Annotated in this window: 15 protein-coding genes and 2 pseudogenes; 8 read left to right on the top strand and 9 right to left on the bottom strand. The window is 69.5% G+C overall.

Translation table 11 applies throughout. The features are described from left to right. Positions 1-514 precede the first annotated feature (514 nt). The gene (locus tag AB0I23_RS24350) at positions 515-1,156 is read right to left on the bottom strand and encodes a DNA-3-methyladenine glycosylase (RefSeq protein ID WP_359112187.1); all 642 of its coding nucleotides are present in this window, start codon (positions 1,154-1,156) and stop codon (positions 515-517) included. 72 nt (positions 1,157-1,228) lie between these two features. Here AB0I23_RS24350 and AB0I23_RS24345 point away from each other — a divergent pair, with 72 nt between their 5' ends. From AB0I23_RS24345 to AB0I23_RS24335, 3 genes are all read left to right on the top strand, one after another. Beyond that, positions 1,229-2,011 (top strand): sporulation protein, encoded by a 783-nt coding sequence (locus AB0I23_RS24345; RefSeq protein WP_359112186.1) that lies wholly within the window; start codon positions 1,229-1,231, stop codon positions 2,009-2,011. A gap of 43 nt (positions 2,012-2,054) precedes the next feature. Then, entirely contained in the window at positions 2,055-2,585 is a 531-nt protein-coding gene (locus tag AB0I23_RS24340; RefSeq protein ID WP_359112184.1) for a YbhB/YbcL family Raf kinase inhibitor-like protein, read from the top strand. Positions 2,586-2,742: 157 nt separating this feature from the next. Beyond that, a complete protein-coding gene (locus tag AB0I23_RS24335) occupies positions 2,743-3,249 on the top strand; it encodes an HNH endonuclease (protein ID WP_359112182.1) in 507 nt (168 codons plus the stop codon). 69 nt (positions 3,250-3,318) lie between these two features. Here AB0I23_RS24335 and AB0I23_RS24330 read toward each other — a convergent pair whose 3' ends face one another. The 4 genes from AB0I23_RS24330 to AB0I23_RS24315 all read right to left on the bottom strand — a co-directional run bounded on the left by AB0I23_RS24330 (position 3,319) and on the right by AB0I23_RS24315 (position 6,515). Further along, positions 3,319-4,086: a sulfite exporter TauE/SafE family protein gene (locus AB0I23_RS24330; RefSeq protein ID WP_359112180.1), complete on the bottom strand. Its 768-nt coding sequence runs from the start codon at positions 4,084-4,086 to the stop codon at positions 3,319-3,321. Between the two features lie 62 nt (positions 4,087-4,148). After that, the gene (locus tag AB0I23_RS24325) at positions 4,149-5,078 is read right to left on the bottom strand and encodes an SPFH domain-containing protein (protein WP_030920228.1); all 930 of its coding nucleotides are present in this window, start codon (positions 5,076-5,078) and stop codon (positions 4,149-4,151) included. 126 nt (positions 5,079-5,204) lie between these two features. Beyond that, positions 5,205-5,633, bottom strand: a complete 429-nt coding sequence (locus AB0I23_RS24320; RefSeq protein WP_359112178.1) for an NfeD family protein — start codon at positions 5,631-5,633, stop codon at positions 5,205-5,207. Positions 5,634-5,717: 84 nt separating this feature from the next. Then, on the bottom strand, positions 5,718-6,515 hold the full coding sequence (locus AB0I23_RS24315) for an ABC transporter ATP-binding protein (protein WP_359112176.1): 798 nt from the start codon (positions 6,513-6,515) through the stop codon (positions 5,718-5,720). Positions 6,516-6,638: 123 nt separating this feature from the next. On the opposite strand from AB0I23_RS24315, the gene AB0I23_RS24310 reads away from it, so the two are divergent. After that, positions 6,639-7,421 carry a hypothetical protein gene (locus AB0I23_RS24310; RefSeq protein ID WP_359112174.1) on the top strand — a complete coding sequence of 261 codons (783 nt, stop codon included), beginning with the start codon at positions 6,639-6,641 and terminating at the stop codon, positions 7,419-7,421. 209 nt (positions 7,422-7,630) lie between these two features. Here the strand turns inward: AB0I23_RS24310 and AB0I23_RS24305 are convergent. The 3 genes and pseudogenes from AB0I23_RS24305 to AB0I23_RS24295 form a co-directional block, all read right to left on the bottom strand. Continuing rightward, positions 7,631-7,880: pseudogene (locus AB0I23_RS24305) on the bottom strand (chaplin family protein). Positions 7,881-8,028: 148 nt separating this feature from the next. Next, positions 8,029-8,673, bottom strand: coding sequence for a response regulator transcription factor (locus AB0I23_RS24300; protein ID WP_359112172.1), 645 nt, complete (start codon positions 8,671-8,673; stop codon positions 8,029-8,031). Next, on the bottom strand, positions 8,666-9,811 hold the full coding sequence (locus AB0I23_RS24295) for a GAF domain-containing sensor histidine kinase (protein WP_359112169.1): 1,146 nt from the start codon (positions 9,809-9,811) through the stop codon (positions 8,666-8,668). Before AB0I23_RS24295 ends, AB0I23_RS24300 begins: the two co-directional genes overlap by 8 nt. A gap of 192 nt (positions 9,812-10,003) precedes the next feature. Here AB0I23_RS24295 and AB0I23_RS24290 point away from each other — a divergent pair, with 192 nt between their 5' ends. The 3 genes and pseudogenes from AB0I23_RS24290 to AB0I23_RS24280 all read left to right on the top strand — a co-directional run bounded on the left by AB0I23_RS24290 (position 10,004) and on the right by AB0I23_RS24280 (position 12,853). Then, positions 10,004-10,708, top strand: a complete 705-nt coding sequence (locus AB0I23_RS24290) for an SDR family NAD(P)-dependent oxidoreductase (protein ID WP_359112167.1) — start codon at positions 10,004-10,006, stop codon at positions 10,706-10,708. Beyond that, positions 10,705-11,773, top strand: a pseudogene (locus tag AB0I23_RS24285) (S-adenosylmethionine:tRNA ribosyltransferase-isomerase). The gene AB0I23_RS24290 and the pseudogene AB0I23_RS24285 overlap by 4 nt, the downstream one beginning before the upstream one ends. A 285-nt stretch (positions 11,774-12,058) precedes the next feature. Then, positions 12,059-12,853, top strand: a complete 795-nt coding sequence (locus tag AB0I23_RS24280) for a transglycosylase SLT domain-containing protein (RefSeq protein ID WP_359112165.1) — start codon at positions 12,059-12,061, stop codon at positions 12,851-12,853. Between the two features lie 91 nt (positions 12,854-12,944). On the opposite strand, the gene AB0I23_RS24275 is transcribed toward AB0I23_RS24280, so the two are convergent. Next, positions 12,945-15,488: an ABC transporter ATP-binding protein/permease gene (locus AB0I23_RS24275; RefSeq protein ID WP_359112164.1), complete on the bottom strand. Its 2,544-nt coding sequence runs from the start codon at positions 15,486-15,488 to the stop codon at positions 12,945-12,947. A 243-nt stretch (positions 15,489-15,731) separates the two neighbouring features. Between AB0I23_RS24275 and AB0I23_RS24270 the strand changes: the two genes are divergently transcribed. Beyond that, positions 15,732-17,360 (top strand): streptophobe family protein, encoded by a 1,629-nt coding sequence (locus AB0I23_RS24270; protein WP_359112162.1) that lies wholly within the window; start codon positions 15,732-15,734, stop codon positions 17,358-17,360. Positions 17,361-17,566: the final 206 nt, after the last annotated feature.

The raw sequence follows: 17,566 nt of genomic DNA, 5'->3' as shown, positions 1-17,566 counted from the left end.
CTGGCGTTGACTTTTGGCACGCTGTTGAGTTCTCAAGGAACGGACGCTTCCTTTGTACTCACCCTCTCGGGCTTTCCTCCGGGCTTTTCCCTTCGATCTTGCGTTTCCGACTCTATCAGACTCTTTCGTGTCCGATTCCCGGTCGAAGCGGGCCCTCTGCGAAACAGAAGATTTGTTACTGCACTTTCCAGTTCTTCGCTTTCGCGTTTCCCTTTCCGGCGATTCCAACCTTACCAGACTCTTTTTCGATTCCGTTTCCGGTCCGAATTTGATTCCGGCGGCCTTTGGAGTGGCCTTTGCCTTCCGGCGTGTCCACTACTTTAGCCGATTTCCTTGACAGCTCATAATCGAGCCGATGAAGTCGAATTGCGGCATGCCGAATTCGCACCCGTCAGGGTGAGTCGAAAGTAGTGGTTGGTCGCTTCCGGGTGCTCAGCCTCGGTCCGATGGACCGCGCCGACAGCAGTACCCGTTCAAGCGGCTCGGGCTACGTTAGGCGGCTAGCAGGGGCGAGTCAAGTTGCGCGGCGGCGTGGTGCGTGAGGTCGGTACAGGCTCACGGTGGGGTCCCCGTCGATCCAGAAGCGCCAGAGGTGTGCGGCTCCGTCACCGCCCACGCCCGTGCGGGGGCCGTTGCGTACCTGGTCGCGCGGTGGTGGGGTGCCGTGCAGTACGGACAAGGGGGCACCCGGGTGGGCGATGGCGTCGGTGCCGTTCAGGCCTCGGTCGATGTCGAGGGCGGTGGCCAGACGGGCCGGACCTTTGGCCAGTTCTCGGTCATTGCGGGCCGAGATTCGACGTTTACGGCTGAGCTCAGCACCCACCTGGACCTCGCCCGCCCGGAGCAGTACACCGCTCGCCACGCCTTTGGGGCCGCACACCAGGTTGAGGCAGTGCCACATGCCGTACGTGAAGTAGACGTAGGCGTGGCCGGGTGGTCCGAACATCACGCTGTTGCGCGCCGTGCGGCCGCGGAAGGCGTGCGAGCCGGGGTCGATCTCGCCGGCGTACGCCTCCACCTCGGTGAGGCGGAGTTCGATGGGGCCGTCGCCTGTGATGCGTACCAGGGTCCGGCCCAGCAGGTCGGGTGCCACCTCCAGTACGGGGCGGTCGAAGAAATCCCGCGTCAGCGGCGTACGGTCCAGGCCCTCCATCATGGCCTTCGAGGTTACCGGGAACCGACTACGGTCGTGGCGCGTATGTAGGGGTCAGACCAAGGAGGAGTAAATATGGGCTTCAAGCGGCTGCTCGCGAGCATGGGTGCCGGTGGTGCTTCGGTGGAGACTGAGCTGACCGAGCTCAACGTCGTACCGGGCGGGGTCGTCCAGGGCGAGGTGCGGATCCAGGGCGGTTCCGTGGCGCAGCAGATCGAGGGACTCTCGGTCGGTCTGCAGGCGCGCGTCGAGGTCGAGGGCAACGACCAGGAGATGAAGCAGGACATCGAGTTCACCAAGTTGCAGCTCGGTGGGGCGTTCGAGGTGCAGGCCGGTGCCGTGCACGTCGTTCCGTTCGGGCTCGAGATCCCGTGGGAGACGCCGATCACGATGTTCGGCGGTCAGCACCTGCACGGCATGAACATCGGTGTGACCACCGAACTGGAGATCGCGCGGGCGCTGGACTCGGGCGACCTCGACCCGATCAACGTCCACGCGCTGCCGGCGCAGCAGGCGATCCTGGACGCGTTCGGACAGCTCGGCTTCGGGTTCCGCAGCGCGGACATGGAGCGTGGGCACATCCGCGGCACGCGTCAGCGGCTGCCGTTCTACCAGGAGATCGAGTTCTTCCCGCCGCAGCAGTACCGGGGGCTGAACCAGGTCGAGCTGACGTTTGTCGCGGACGACCGCGAGATGGATGTCGTGCTGGAGATGGACAAGAAGCCGGGGCTCTTCAGTGAGGGCAGCGACTCGTACCGGGCATTCAAGGTCGACCTGCACGACTTCCGGGGGACCGACTGGGCGGCTTACCTCAATCAGTGGCTCGCCCAGGTCGGCGGTCAGCGCAACTGGCTCTAGGGTCGGTGGCGAGACTCCAGAGCCGATCAGGAGAGGTGCTGACGTGACCGAGCCGAAGAGGCCGCCGCTGCCGCATGACTTCCATCCCGAGGTGCCTTCGTTCACGGTGGTGAGCGAGGATCTCGCTCCCGGGGCCGTGCTGGCGGACGCCCAGGTGTTCGCGGCCGGGAACACCTCCCCGCAACTGCGGTGGGAAGGGTTCCCGGCGGGGACCAAGAGTTTCGCCGTGACCTGCTTCGATCCGGATGCTCCGACGGGCAGCGGGTTCTGGCACTGGGTCCTGTTCGACATCCCGGCATCGGTCACGGAGTTGCCGGCCGGTGCGGGCAGCGGGAAGTTCGAGGGGCTGCCCGCGGGTGCCGTTCAGGTCCGCAACGACTACGGGTCGAAGAATTTCGGCGGTGCCGCGCCGCCGGCCGGGGAGAACCACCGGTACGTCTTCACCGTGTATGCGGTGGACAGCGAGAAGCTGGGGCCGGACAGTGATGTGTCCCCCGCTGTGGTCGGCTTCAATCTGCGGTTCCACACCCTGGGTCGTGCTCAGCTGATCGGCGAGTACACCGGTCCCGCGTAGTACCCGCTGAGCTGAGAGTTCTCCTGCTGTTTGCCCTGCCCTGGTCTTGGAGAGATCAGGGCAGGGCATTTTTTTATTGCGTTGTCCATCCCGGCCCGCCCGGCCAGAGTTGATCCGGGCCTGCCAGGGGGCGGGCGGCACACGGGAGGTGGGCGAGATGCGGGACACGCTGGTTCTCAACGCGAGCTTCGAGCCGCTGTCGACGGTGACGCTGAACCGTGCGGTGGTGCTGATTCTGCAGGACAAGGCTGTTGTCGAGCAGTCGCATCCCGATCTCCGTATGCGCGGTGCCGCCGTGGACATCCCGGTACCCCGGGTGATCAGGCTCTGCCGGTACGTACGGGTGCCGTTCCGAAGACAGGCGCCATGGTCCAGAAGGGGTGTGCTGATACGGGACCAGCACCGGTGCGCGTACTGCGGGCGGCGGGCGACGACCGTCGACCATGTGGTGCCGCGCGCCCAGGGTGGCCAGGACACCTGGCTCAATACGGTGGCGTCCTGCGCCGAGGACAATCACCACAAGGCGGCCCGGACGCCGGAGCAGGCGGGGATGCCGTTGCTGCGGCAGCCCTTCGTGCCGTCGCCCGCGGAGGCGATGCTGCTGGCGATGGGGGCCGGTGACCGGTCGGCGCTGCCGGAGTGGCTGGACCGGACCGCCGCGTAGTCGGCGTAGGCCGTGTACGTAGATCGTCGTATCGGAAGCCCGTCTTCGTGAGGAGGCGGGTTTACGGTTTCAGCGGAGCACCAACTGGACGATGGCGACCGTGCCGACGACCACGATGAAGCCGCGCAGCACGGTGGGGCTGAGCCGGCGGCCGATTTTCGCGCCGATCTGGCCGCCGAGCGCGGAGCCGACCGCGATCAGGACGACGGCTGTCCAGTCGAAGTCCGCGACGAAGAGGAAGAAAAGCGCGGCAACGCTGTTGACGACGGCTGCCAGCACGTTCTTGACGGCGTTGAGGCGCTGCATCGTGTCGTCGAGCAGCATCCCCATCAAGGAGAGGTAGATGATTCCCTGGGCGGCGGTGAAGTAGCCGCCGTAGACGCTGGCGAGCATCAGCCCGACGAAGAGGAGCGGGCCGCCGTCGGAGCGGGCGGTGGTGCCGTTGTGCTCGCGGCGGCGCTGGACGGCTTTGCTGATGCGAGGCTGCAGAATGACCAGGACGAGGGCCAGGGCGACCAGGATGGGCACGATGGTCTCGAACGCCGTGGAAGGCAGGGCCAGCAGCAGTGTGGCACCGGTGAGGCCGCCGATGAGGGCGCCGACGCTCAGCTTGAGGACGCGGCGGCCCTGTCCGGCGAGTTCCTTGCGGTAGCCGATGGCGCCGCTGATGGAACCGGGGATCAGGCCGAGGGCGTTGGAGACCGTGGCGGTGACCGGGGGCACGCCGGTGGCGAGCAGGACCGGGAAGGTGATCAGCGTTCCGGAACCGACGACCGTGTTGATCGCGCCCGCGCTGATGCCCGCGCCGAAGACGGCGAGCATCTCCCAGATGGACATTCCGATTCCCCCGTGCATGATCGGTGCTTGGTGCACTGATCATGCACGATGGTGTGTACGCGTCAGTCGACCGGGGGTTCCTCCCGGCGCTCCTTGCCGGTGTTGAAGCCGGGGACGCCGGTGCCGAGGTTCCCGAAGGCTCCGCTGAGGCCCTTGAGAGCGTCACCGATCTCGCTGGGTACGATCCAGAGTTTGTTGGCGTCGCCCTCGGCGATCTTCGGGAGCATCTGGAGGTACTGGTACGAGAGGAGCTTCTGGTCCGGGTCGCCGGCATGGATGGACTCGAAAACCGTACGGATGGCCTGGGCCTCGCCCTCGGCGCGCAGGGCCGCGGCCTTGGCCTCACCCTCGGCGCGCAGGATCGCGGACTGCTTCTCGCCCTCCGCGGTGAGGATCGCGGACTGCCGGGTTCCCTCGGCCTGGAGGATCGCGGCACGCTTGTCACGGTCGGCGCGCATCTGCTTCTCCATCGAGTCCTGGATGGAGGTGGGCGGTTCGATCGCCTTGAGCTCGACGCGGTTGACGCGGATGCCCCACTTGCCGGTGGCTTCGTCGAGGACACCGCGGAGGGCTGCGTTGATCTCCTCGCGGGAGGTCAGGGTCCGCTCCAGGTCCATGCCGCCGATGATGTTGCGGAGGGTGGTGACGGTGAGCTGCTCGATCGCCTGGATGTAGCTGGCGACTTCGTACGTCGCGGCCCTCGCGTCCGTCACCTGGTAGTAGATGACGGTGTCGATATTGACGACCAGGTTGTCCTGGGTGATCACCGGCTGGGGCGGGAACGGGACGACCTGTTCGCGGAGGTCGATCCGGTTGCGGATGGTGTCGATGAACGGAACGACGATGTTCAGGCCCGCGTTGAGCGTGCGGGTGTAGCGGCCGAAGCGTTCCACGATGGCGGCGCTGGCCTGCGGGATGACCTGGATCGTCTTGATCAGGGCGATGAAGACGAGCACCACCAGAATGATCAGGACGATGATGATCGGTTGCATCGTGTTCCTCGTGCCCTTCGGTTGCCGACGGATCGCGATGATCGGGGTCGGATCTCATGAGGTCCGGATCTCATGATGATCGACATCGAGTCTGGCAGACCGCGGTCCGCCGTGTGAGCGGTTCGGTCACATGACGACGGCCGTGGCACCGTCGATGTCCACGACATCCACCTGCCGGCCGGGTTCGAAAGTCTGGTCTCCGTCGTAGGCGCGGGCCGACCAGATCTCTCCGGCCAGCTTGATCCGTCCACCGCTGCCGTCGACCCGTTCCAGGACGACGGCCTGACGGCCTTTCAGCGCATCGATGCCGGTGGCCAGTTGAGGCCGGTCGGCGCGGTGCCTGGCGGCGATCGGGCGGACCACCGCGATGAGCGCGACGGAGACGACCACGAAGACCAGGACCTGGGCCACGATGCCACCGCCGAGTGCCGCGACGACCGCCGCGGCGACCGCTCCTACGGCGAACATCCCGAACTCGGGCATCGCGGTCAGGACGAGCGGAATACCCAGCCCGACCGCGCCGATCAGCCACCACACCCACGCATCGATGTCCACCCGGTCATGGTAGGACCGCGGGTCCCTCGCCGACAGGGCTTCGATCAGGACATTCGGGGCACAGTGCGTTCAGGACGCCGGCGTTCAGGACAGCGGGAGGCCGTGTGCGGTGTACCGGCCGTCGGCGTGCTCGACGATGAGCGGCAGACCGAAGCAGAGGGAGAGGTTGCGGGAGCTGAGCTCGGTCTCCATGGGGCCCGCGGCGAGGACCTTGCCCTGGCGGATCATGAGGACGTGGGTGAAGCCCGGGGCGATCTCCTCGACGTGGTGCGTCACCATGATCATGGAGGGGGCGAACGGGTCGCGGGCGAGCCGGCCGAGGCGGCGGACCAGGTCCTCGCGGCCGCCGAGGTCGAGACCGGCGGCGGGCTCGTCGAGGAGGAGCAGCTCGGGGTCGGTCATCATGGCGCGGGCGATCAGGGTGCGCTTGCGCTCGCCCTCGGAGAGGGTGCCGAACCTGCGGTCGAGGAACTCGGTCATGCCGAGCCGGTCGAGGAAGGCGCGGGCCCGGTCCTCGTCGACGGCGTCGTAGTCCTCGTGCCAGGTGGCGGTCATGCCGTACGCGGCGGTGAGCACCGTCTGCAGGACGGTCTGGCGCTTGGGCAGTTTCTCCGCCATGGCGACGCCCGCGATACCGATCCGCGGGCGCAGGTCGAAGACGTCGGTGCCGACGCCGCCGAGTTGTTCGCCGAGGATCGCGGCGCTGCCCTTGGTCGGGAAGAGGTAGCTGGACGCGATGTTGAGGAGGGTGGTCTTGCCGGCGCCGTTCGGGCCGAGGATGACCCAGCGCTCCCCCTCCTTGACCGACCAGGAGACGTCGTCCACCAGAGCGCGTCCGTCGCGGACCACGGATACGTCCACCAGCTCCAGTACATCGCTCATGAGCGCGTTGTCTCCCCATGCAGTCTCGAGATCGTCGCGTGCCTGTGGGCACAGCTCCCAGGGAAAACCTACGCCACCCCAGGAGTGCTCCAGCTCTTAGGTCCGCTTCCCTAGGCTGTTCCCATGCTTTCGGAACCACGCTCGGGGCTGCTGGCCTCATGGGGAAACGCGCTTCTGGCCGGACTTGTGTCACCGGACGACGCTGCGCTCGCGATTGTCGGAGAGGACGCGGTGCACCGCGTCGAGGGGCTGCCGGGTGAAGCGGAGCCGGTCGGGCTCACGCTGGCGCTGGGGCGCCTGCGGGGACGGGGAGTGACGGGCTTCCGGGTCGCACTGCCGGTGCCGGGGCATCCACTCGGCCTCAGCGGCCCGCCCGAGTTCAATGCGCGGGCGCTGGAGGCGGAGGAGGCGGTGGTCGCGTCCAGCGCGCCGTACGGGCTGGTGCCCGAGGTGCGGGAGGTGGGGCCTGCCGGGGATCTGCACGTCGAGGTGGTGTGGCACTGCCTGCCGGTGCGGGAGGCTCCGCCGGCCGACGTGCCGTCGCTGAGTGAGGCGGAACGGGAGCTCGCGGAGGCGTTGCGGGATGCGACGGCGGTGTTGTCGCGGCTCGATGTGGCCGGGTCCGGGCCGGTGGCGGAGGCGGCGCTGGATGCGTACCGGGCGCGGTCGGAGCGGGGGCGGGAGCTGCTCGCTCCGGGATATCCGCCACGGGCGGCACGGGTGCTGGAGCTGGCGCAGCGGGTGGGGCTGCTGATCTCGCTGGCGTACGAGAACGGGCACGGCGGGGCGGTGAGCGCGTCGGAGATCGCGGCCCGGGGAGAGGCGCTGCGGCCGGTGGAGCGGGTGGCCCGGCGGGCACAGGTGGCGGCGTACAACGCGTATGTGGAGGAGCGGGAGCGGGGGTAGGCGGTGGGGGGACGGGGCATCGGGGCGTCGGGGGGGCGCTCCGTCCTCGGTCGCCGGACGGGCCTGAGGGTGCCGGGCGGGCGTGGCTCGGCCCGTTGCGGCTCGATCCTCGGTCGTGAGAGGCCGCCCATCGTGGTGCGGGGCGGCATGGTTGATGCCGGACGCGGGTCCCTTTCGGGAGTCGTCCGGCATCAAGAGGACCGGGGTGGTCAGCCGTTGTGGCCGACGTTGCCGAAGGCCGGGTTGAGCAGACCGATCACGTTGACCGTGTTGCCGACCACGTTCACCGGGACGTGGACCCGGGACCTGGATGACGTTGCCGCCGACCACGCCCGGGGAGTGGGTCGCCACACCGTGGGCGCCCGCGCCGTGACCGGTGGCGGAGGCAGCGCCGGTGCCTGCGGCGATGGTGCCACCGGCGATCATGGTGACGGCAGCTGCCTTCTTCAGGTTCGTCACTTCAGGATCCTCCTCGCGTCGCCGCGGCCGGCCGCCGCAGCACGCCAGGGAGAACGCCCCCGGGCGCGACAGGCCGCGCCGTACGGGTGACATCCACCCGACAGTATGAAATCTCGGCCCGGAAGCAACCGGTCCGCTTCAGCTCCGATCAGCCCGCCACCCCGTGGCGGACGGCCCAGAGCGCCGCCTGGGTACGGTCCGCCAGATCCAGCTTCATCAAGATGTTCGAGACGTGCGTCTTGACCGTCTTCTCGGAGAGAACCAGGGCCCGCGCGATCTCGCGGTTGGAGCGGCCGTCGGCGATCAGGCCGAGGACCTCACGCTCCCGTTCGGTGAGGGTGCCCCCCCGGCCGGTCCCGGTGCCTCCGTCCTCCTGGGCGAGGAGGGCCCCGGCGACCTCCGGCTGGAGCAGGACATGGCCCGCGTGGACCGAGCGGATGGCGCCGGCCAGCGCTTCCGGGTCGACGTCCTTGTACACGTAACCGGACGCGCCCGCACGCAGGGCGGGGACCACCGTCCGCTGCTCGGTGAAGCTGGTGACGATCAGCACCTTGGCGGGGTTGTCCAGCTCGCGGAGCTTGCGGAGCGCCTCGATGCCGTCGGTGCCCGGCATCTTGATGTCCATCAGCACCACGTCGGGGTGGAGTTCCTCGGAGCGGGCGACTCCTTCGGCGCCGTCGGCCGCCTCGCCGACGACCTCTATGTCGTCCTGGATCTCCAGGAACGTACGCAGACCGCGGCGGACCACCTGGTGGTCGTCGACCAGCAGCACCCTGATGATCTTGTCAGCCACCGGGGACCTCCATCTCGATCGTGGTGCCCTTGCCGGGCGCCGATTCAACGGTGAGCCTGCCGCCGACACCGCTCGCGCGGTCCCGCATCGACACCAGCCCCAGATGGCGGCCCGCCTGCCGCGTCGCCGTGGGCTCGAATCCGCTGCCGTCGTCCGTGATCCGCAGCACCGTGCCGCTGCCACGGCGGGCGAGCGTGACGTCGACCTGCTCGGCGCCCGAGTGGCGCAGTGCGTTGTGCAGGGCCTCCTGGGAGACTCGGAGCAGCGCCTCCTCCTGGGCGGCGGGCAGAGCTCGTACACCGAGGCTCTCGAAGGTGACCTTGGCCCTGTGGGCGCGGTCCAGGACCTGGATCTGGGTGCGGAGCGTGGCGATCAGACCGTCCTCGTCGAGCGCTGCGGGGCGCAGTTCGACGACGGCGGCGCGCAGCTCGTCCACCGCCTCCGCGGCCAGCGCGGCGACCTGCTGGAGCTCGCCCTTGGCGCGGGCCGGGTCGCGGTCCACCAGGGCGGCGGCTGCCTGGGCCGTCAGCCGCAAGGAGAACAGCTTCTGGCTGACCGCGTCGTGCAGCTCGTGGGCGAGGCGGGAGCGCTCCTCGGCGATGGTCAGCTCGCGGCTGCGCTCGTACAGCCGGGCGTTGGTGAGGGCGATCGCCGCGTGCTGGGCGAGGATCGACAACAATTCCTCGTCCTGCGCGGTGAAACCGCAGCTGCCCTGGGGTTTGGGGCATCGCTTGTTGGCGAGGAAGAGCGCGCCGATGATCCCGTCGCCGTCCCTGATGGGCAGGCCGAGGAAGTCGGACATGTCCGGGTGGGCGGCGGGCCAGCCCTCGAAGCGGGGGTCCTTGCGGACGTCGGCGAGCCGCTCGGGCTTCGCCTCGTGGAGCATCGCGGCGAGAATGCCGTGCTGCCGGGGCAATGGGCCGATGGCCTTCCACTGCTCGTCGCTGACGCCGTCGACGACGAACTGGGCGAAGCCGCCGTGGTCGTCGGGGACGCCCAGGGCCGCGTACTCGGCGTCCAGCAGTTCGCGGGCCGAGGCGACGATGGTCTTCAGGACGTCACGCACTTCGAGATGCCGGCTCATGGCGAGCAGCGCGGCACTCACCGCTGCGAGGCCCGACGGTGGGCTGTGGCTCATGGCCTCACCGTACCGGCGGAGGTGGTGGCTCCGTATCGGCCTGTGGACGGCCGGTGCTCAGTCGTCCGCCCTAGGCCGAAGTGCCTTGCGGAGGTGCGGCTCGCGGACGAGGCGCGGGGCACGGCGACGTTCCTACGTTGGGGGTGCCGAGGTCCATCGGTGATCGCCTGGGTAGACAAGGGGACGGTTGGCATGCCTGTCGCGATGATCACGGGCGCTTCGAAGGGACTGGGGCGTGCGCTGGCCGTCGCGCTCGCTCGGCGGGGCTGGGATCTGGTGCTGGACGCCAGGACCGCGAGCGCGCTGGAGGAGACGGCGAAGGAGCTGGTGGCGTACGGGGCGCGGGTGGTCGCCGTGCCCGGTGATGTCACGGATGCCGCGCACCGCGGGGCACTGGTGGCCGCCGCCGGTGAGCTCGGTGGGCTCGATCTGCTGGTGAGCAATGCGAGTGCGCTGGGCGCGGAGCCGCTCGTGCGGCTCGACGCGCTGGCGCTGGGAGGGCTCCGGCAGGCGCTGGAGACCAATGTGGTGGCGGCGCTCGGTCTGGTGCAGGGGACGCTGCCGCTGCTGCGGGCGTCGGCGACGGGCGCGGTCGTGGTGGTGAGTTCGGACGCGGCGGCGGAGCCGTACGAGACCTGGGGCGGCTACGGGGCGTCGAAGGCGGCGCTCGACCGGCTCGCCGCGGTGCTGGGGGTGGAGGAGCCGGGGCTGCGCGTGTGGGCGGTCGATCCGGGCGACATGCAGACCGATCTGTATGCGGCGGCGGTACCGGAGGACGAGGATCCGCGGCCGCGTCCGGAGAGCGTGGCGCCCGCGTTCCTGCGCCTGCTGGAGCGTCGGCCGGCGAGTGGGCGGTATGCGGCAACCGCGCTGACGGGGACAGGGGTGGAGCGGTGACCGCTCTGGACGCGTTGACGGTGCCCGCGGAGCTCTCGGCTCGGGTGCCTGCGGAGCAGCGTGGCGCGGGGCGTGATGACGTACGGATGCTGGTGTCCCGGGCGGGAGGTGTCGCACCACGCGTTCCGGGAGCTGCTGGGGCAGCTGCGGGCCGGGGACGTACTCGTCGTCAATACGTCCGCGACGCTGCCCGCCGCGGTGAACGGGCGGGTCGGCGGTGCGCGGGTGGTCGTGCACTTCTCGACGCGGGGCGAGGACGGGCGCTGGGCGGTGGAGCTGCGCCGCCCCGACAGGACGGGGACGACGGTGCCGCGCCGCGGTGGACCGGCTGGGGCGATCGTCCAGCTGCCGGGCGGCTCGCGGCTGGTGCTGCAGGAGCCGCTGGGCGGTGCGGCGGCCGCCAGGCTGTGGTGGGCGCGGGTGTCGACGGAGGTGCCGGGGCTGTTGCGGCGGTACGGTCGGCCGATCCGTTACCGGTATACGGAGCGGGACCAGCCGTTGTCCGCGTACCGGACGGTGTTCGCGGTGGAGTCCCCCGACGGGAGCGGTTCGGCGGAGATGCCGAGCGCCGCGCGGCCGTTCACGCCGCGGCTGGTGGCCGCACTGGTGCGTCGCGGGGTGCAGTTCGCGCCGCTGACGCTGCATACGGGGGTGGCGTCGGCTGAGGCGTACGAGCCGCCGTACCCGGAGCGGTTCGAGGTGCCGCGGACGACGGCCTGGCTGGTCAATGCCGCGCGGGCGGCGGGCGGGCGGGTGATCGCGGTCGGTACGACGGCGGTGCGAGCGCTGGAGTCGTCGGCGGGCGCGGACGGGGTGGTGCGGCCGGCAGCCGGCTGGACGGATCTGGTGGTGACGCCGCAGTACGGTGTGCGGGCGGTGGACGGGCTGCTGACCGGGCTGCACGAGCCGGAGGCCTCGCATCTGCTGATGCTGGAGGCGGTCGCGGGGCGGGCCGCGCTGCAGTGCGCATACCCGGAGGCGCTGCGGCACCGGTACCTCTGGCATGAGTTCGGGGACGTGCATCTACTGCTCCCCTCACCGGAGCCTCACACTCCGAATTGCTGACGCAACCGTTGGTGAGATTGTTGCGCGACCGATGTGAGGCGGCGCATAGGACACACATCACTTACGAAGCCGGCTAGTGGACAGACAAGGTCCACATGAATGGGCATGAGCGCGGGTCGTCCCGTTCGAGCAGACCCCTGATCCACTACCTGACTTCGTACGTCACCTCTTTGCCACGGGATTTTGCTGCCGCTAAGAATTGCACTCGTCCCCGACGGAGATGCGAACAGTCGCTTCCGTCTCGTCCTCCGTGAGGACTCCAGCGATTCGAAGAGGTACGACTGAATGTCCGCGTCCAGCATCCCCAGCCGTCTTCGCTGCCTGAACAAGACCCAGAAGCTCTCCGTGGCGGGCGTCTCCGCTGTCGCCGCCGCCGCTCTCTCGCTCTCCCTCGTCCCGGCCCACGCCGAGACGCCGGCCGAGACGCCGGCCAAGCCGCAGACCGAGCCGCAGGCCGCTTCCGCCGCTCCGGTGGTCTTCAGCCTCACCCCCAGTGCCCCGCAGGCCAGGACCATCCAGGCCAGCATCATCGAGCAGCACTCCACCGCCGAGAAGCTGGTGAAGGCCGCTGACGCGGCCAGGGCGAAGCAGGCCGCCGCCGAGGCGAAGGCCGAGGCCGCCGCGAAGGCCAAGGCAGACGCCGCGAAGGCCGAGGCCCAGGCCGCCGCGAAGGCCAAGGCAGCCGCGAAGGCCAAGGCCGATGCCGCGAAGCGGTCCACCCAGGTCACCACCCGCTCCGTCGCCCGTACCCCGGTCTACGCCAACAACCTGGACGGCTGGATCACCGAGGCCCTGGACATCATGAAGGCCAAGGGCATCCCGGGCTCGTACAACGGTCTGCACCGCAACATCATGCGGGAGTCCACCGGTAACCCGAACGCGATCAACGGCTGGGACATCAACGCCCAGAACGGCACTCCCTCCTGCGGTCTGCTGCAGGTCATCCGGCCGACGTTCAACGCGTACCACGTCCCCGGTACCTCGATGAACATCTACGACCCGGTCGCCAACATCACCGCCGCGGCCAACTACGCCGCCGACCGGTACGGCTCGATCGACAACGTCAACAGCGCGTACTGATCGACGCGGCACGGCACCGCGCACACCGTCGAAGGGCGGCACCCCGGATCGGGGTGCCGCCCTTCGGCGTTCCGTGTGCGCGGTGCCCGTGTTACTTGCGCATGACCTCGGGCTCGTGGCGGCGCAGCAGTCGTGCGACCGCGAAGCCGCAGATGACGCCGAGAAACAGCAGCACCGAGATGTTCATTCCCCACTGACCGGCCGCGTGCTCCCACAGCGGGTCCAGGTCGGTCGGGTTCTTCTGGTCCCACGGCGGCATCAGGTGCGACAGGTCGAGCGTCGCGCCCGCGGCCGCGATGGCCCAGCGGGACGGCATCAGCCACGCGAACTGCTCCAGGCCGGGCGATCCGTACACCTGGAAGAGGATGCCGGTGAAGACGACCTGGACGATCGCGAACATGACCAGCAGTGGCATGGTCTTCTCGGAGGTCTTCACCAGCGAGGAGATCACCAGACCGAACATCATCGAGGTGAAGCCGAGCGCGGTGATCGTCACGCAGAGCTCGACGGCCGGCGGCATGATCAGACCCTCTTCGGGCAGATCGCGGGTGGCGAAGCCGATGCCGCAGATGATGACGCCCTGGATGGCCGTGATCACGCCGAGGACGATCACCTTGGACATGAGGTAGGCGGAGCGGGAGAGGCCGGTGGCCCGTTCCCGTTCGTAGATGACGCGTTCCTTGATCAGTTCTCGTACGGAGTTGGCCGCACCGGAGAAGCACATGCCGACCGCGAGGATCAGCATGATCGTTCCGGCATCACCGTTGAACCGGGACGGCGGCTTCGGCGGGGCCAGGCCGAAGTCGGCCGGGATGACCACGCTGACAATGCCGAGCACCGCGGGCAGGATCACCATCAGACCAATGAAGCCCTTGTCGGACGCGATCACCGACACGTACCGGCGCATCAGCGTCCACAGCTGCGTCCCCCAGCCCTGCGGCTTCGGCGGGCGCATCTGCTGCGGGGGCGGCATGTGTACGGACTGTGCGGCAACGGCGTCGATGTCCGCGGCGTACATCTGGTAGTGCTGCGAACCGCGCCAGCGGCCCGCCCAGTCGTAGTCGCGGTAGTTCTCGAAGGCGGAGAAGACGTCGGCCCAGGTCGTGTAGCCGAAGAAGTTGAGTGCTTCCTCCGGCGGACCGAAGTAGGCGACGGAACCGCCGGGCGCCATGACGAGCAGCTTGTCGCAGATGGCGAGCTCGGCGACGGAGTGCGTGACGACGAGGACCGTACGGCCGTCGTCGGCCAGCCCGCGCAGCAGCTGCATGACGTCGCGGTCCATGCCCGGGTCGAGTCCGGAGGTCGGCTCGTCCAGGAAGATCAGCGACGGCTTGGTGAGCAGCTCCAGGGCGACCGAGACACGCTTGCGCTGGCCGCCGGAGAGCGAGGTGACCTTCTTGTCCTTGTGGATGTCGAGCTTGAGCTCGGCAAGGACCTCGTGGATCCGGGACTGACGCTCGGCCTCGGTGGTGTCCGCGGGAAAGCGGAGCTTGGCCGCGTACTTCAGGGCCTTGGTGACGGTGAGTTCCTTGTGCAGGATGTCGTCCTGCGGGACCAGACCGATGCGCTGGCGCAGCTCGGCGAACTGCTTGTACAGGTTCCGGTTGTCGTAGAGGACGTCACCCTGGTTGGCGGGCCGGTAGCCGGTGAGCGCCTTGAGCAGGGTGGACTTGCCGGAACCCGAGGGGCCGATGACCGCGATCAGCGACTTCTCCGGGACGCCGAACGAGACGTCCTTGAGGATCTGCTTCCCGCCGTCGACCGTCACCGTGAGGTGGCGGGCGGAGAAGGAGACCTCACCGGTGTCGACGAACTCTTCCAGCCGGTCGCCGACCAGGCGGAAGGTCGAGTGGCCGACACCGACGATGTCGTTCGGGCCGATCAGCGCGGAGCCGGACTTCTGGAGCGGCTGACCGTTGACGTACGTGCCGTTGTGGGAACCGAGATCGCGGATCTCGAAGCGGCCGTCGGGTGTCGCGTGGAACTCGGCGTGGTGGCGCGAGACCTGGAGGTCGGAGACGACGAGTTCGTTCTCCAGCGCACGACCGATGCGCATGACCCTGCCCAGGGCCACCTGGTGGAACGTCGTCGGACTGCGGTCTCCGTAAACCGGCGGAGCCCCCGCGGCACCACCGGGTCCGCCCGCGGCGGGCGGCTTCGCCACGCCCTGCTGGTGCGGGATTTGAGGCTGCTGCTGCTCCGCGCCCTGCTGCTGCCATGCCTGCTGCTGGTGCGCTGCGGGGTCCTGCTGCTGCCCCGGTCGGCCCGCGCCGCCCTGCTGGGGCTGCTGGGCACCCGCGCCCTGACCGCTGTACACATCGGCGGCCGCGGCGGCGCCGCTGAAGCTCAGCCGCGGTCCGTCAGTGGCGTTGCCCAGGTGCACGGCCGAGCCCGGCCCGATTTCCATCTGATGGATTCGCCGGCCCTGCACATAGGTGCCGTTGGTCGAACCATGGTCCTCGATGAACCAACTCCGGCCCGCCCAGCTGATCGTGGCATGCCGCCACGAGACCCTGGCGTCGTCGATCGTCAGGTCGCCCTGTGGATCGCGACCGAGGGTGTATGGCCTGGACGGATCGAGCGTCCAGGTCCTTCCATTCAATTCCAGTACGAGTTCCGGCACTCCGCGCCCCACTAGTTGTCCCCCGAGTTACCCCCATCGCAGGGAGTCTAGGGATGCTGAACATCGTGGGGAACTATTCCAGGAGCTGTCCCCGATACGAAAGTCGGGCGGAGTCAAGATCGAATCGAGACCTGCTGCGACGCACCGTTGACGGGGGAGAAACAGGCTCGGAGAGTAGTAAGCGCCCACGAGTACGTACGGATCATGAGTGACCAGGTCAACTCAGGGCATCTCGTAACGATTTTGGGGGCCCTGATGGCACGATACGGGCGCGGTGGCGGTACGGGGCGCATCCCTTGGGGAGACGTGGTGGTGGCGGCCATCGCCTCGGTCAGCTGGGCGATGGCCGGGATGGCGGGGACGGCGGCCCTCGGTCTGCATCTGCTCGGGGCCGACTCGGCCGGGGCGCTGGGACCGATGACGGCGGCCGTCGTGGTGCTGGGAGCGGGTGGATCGGTCTCTCCGTCAGGCAACGTCTCGGCATTCGGACTCGACGGCGCCGAGGCGCACACCGCTCTCGCCGTCACACCGCTCGGGGTCGGACTGGTCGGCGCGCTGCTGCTCTCGCTCTTCTTCCTGCGGTCGCTGCGCGGGGTGGGAGCGGTCGTCTCCGGTGCCGAACTCGTAGTCCGCGCAGGGGCGGTGGCGGTCGTGTTAGTCGCCGTGCTCGGCGGGCTCGCCTGGGCTGGTCACGATGTCGTGACGATCGACGGCGGGGCGCTGGGGCTGGACGGTGCGCCAGGGGCGGGAGGGCGTGGTGGTCTGCCCGCTGGGCTCGGTGATCCGGGTGGGCTGTTGCCGGACCGGCTGGTGGATCTCGCGCGGGCACAGGCGCAGGTCGGGTTCACCGTCGACTCTGCCAAGTCCCTTGCGGGTGGGGCGAGTTGGGTGCTCGGAGTGCTGGTCATCGCCCTGCTCGCCTCGCGCCGTACCCCGTTGCCGTCCGGGCTGGCGTGGGTGGACCGGACGGTGCGGCCTGCGGCGTCCGCGGTCGTGTCGGTGCTGCTGGTCGCGGTGGTGGCCGGGTGCGCGGCAGCCGCGTACGCGGCTGCCGGCGACGCCCACCCCAAGCGGATCGCGGGCGCCGCGCTGCTCGGGGCGCCGAACGGGGCGTGGCTCGGGGTCCCGCTCGGCCTCTTCGTGCCGTGGGACGGGCAGGCGACCGGTGAGCTGGCCAAGGTGCTGCCCGATCCTCTGGACGAGCTGTTACGGGTCTCCGCCGACGAGCCGGTGACGGTCGGGCGGCTGGCCGGGCTGGACGGCCGGGTCTGGCTGCTGGCGGTCGCCGCCGCAGTGATGATGCTGTACGCGGGGGTGCTGGCCGCGACCCGCACGCCTCGGGGGGAGCTGACGGGGGCCGGGTTCGTGGGGCGGTGCGCGATGCGGCTCGGGGGCGTAACAGCGTCGGCGCTTGCGCTCCTGGTGTGGCTGACGCAGGTGTCGGCGGATGCGTCGCTGTCGGTGCTGGGCTTCGACGCCTTCGGCGCCGGGATCGAGCTGCACGGCCGGACGGGGACGGCTGCGTTGCTGGGTGTGGTGTGGGGTGCGGGCGCGGGCGGGGTGGGGGCGGCCGTGGCCTGGGTGGCGGCGGCGGTTCCGTCGGGGCCGGGGCCGGCCGGTGGTGGCGGAGGCAGCGGTGGCGGTGGCGGTGGGGAGCCGGGACCGTATACGCCGTCGCGGGTGTACCGGCCGTCGCACGACGAGACGAATCCGTATCTGCGTCCGTATCCGGATCCGGCGGCGGACGGAATGCACAGTGCGCCGACGGTGGTGGGGCCGATCGGTCCGCCGCCACGGCCGGCGGTGCCGCCGCCTGGCCCCGGGCCCGGGCCGGGGGACGTGGAAGGGTTGCCGCCGTCGGGCCGGCTGCCCGGGGCCGGGTGATCACGTGGTCCTCAAGGGCCGGACGGGCCCGAGAACGCGTCCGGCCCGGCTGCGGCCCCGGGACGGGGCGCCGCCTTCCTGCCTTGAGGACATGCGGGACTCCCGGACGGGCTTGCATGTCCTGCCGCATCGGACACGCGCCGTGCAGGGCTGCTCACTCCCGCCGGGGGCAGGGGTCGACCCGATCGGCCGGGGACCGTTTCCGC

Source organism: Streptomyces atratus (assembly GCF_040655115.1).
GTDB lineage: Bacteria > Actinomycetota > Actinomycetes > Streptomycetales > Streptomycetaceae > Streptomyces > Streptomyces atratus_D.
Note: the sequence above shows the minus strand (reverse complement) of the source record. Positions and strands in the feature narration are given on the sequence as shown.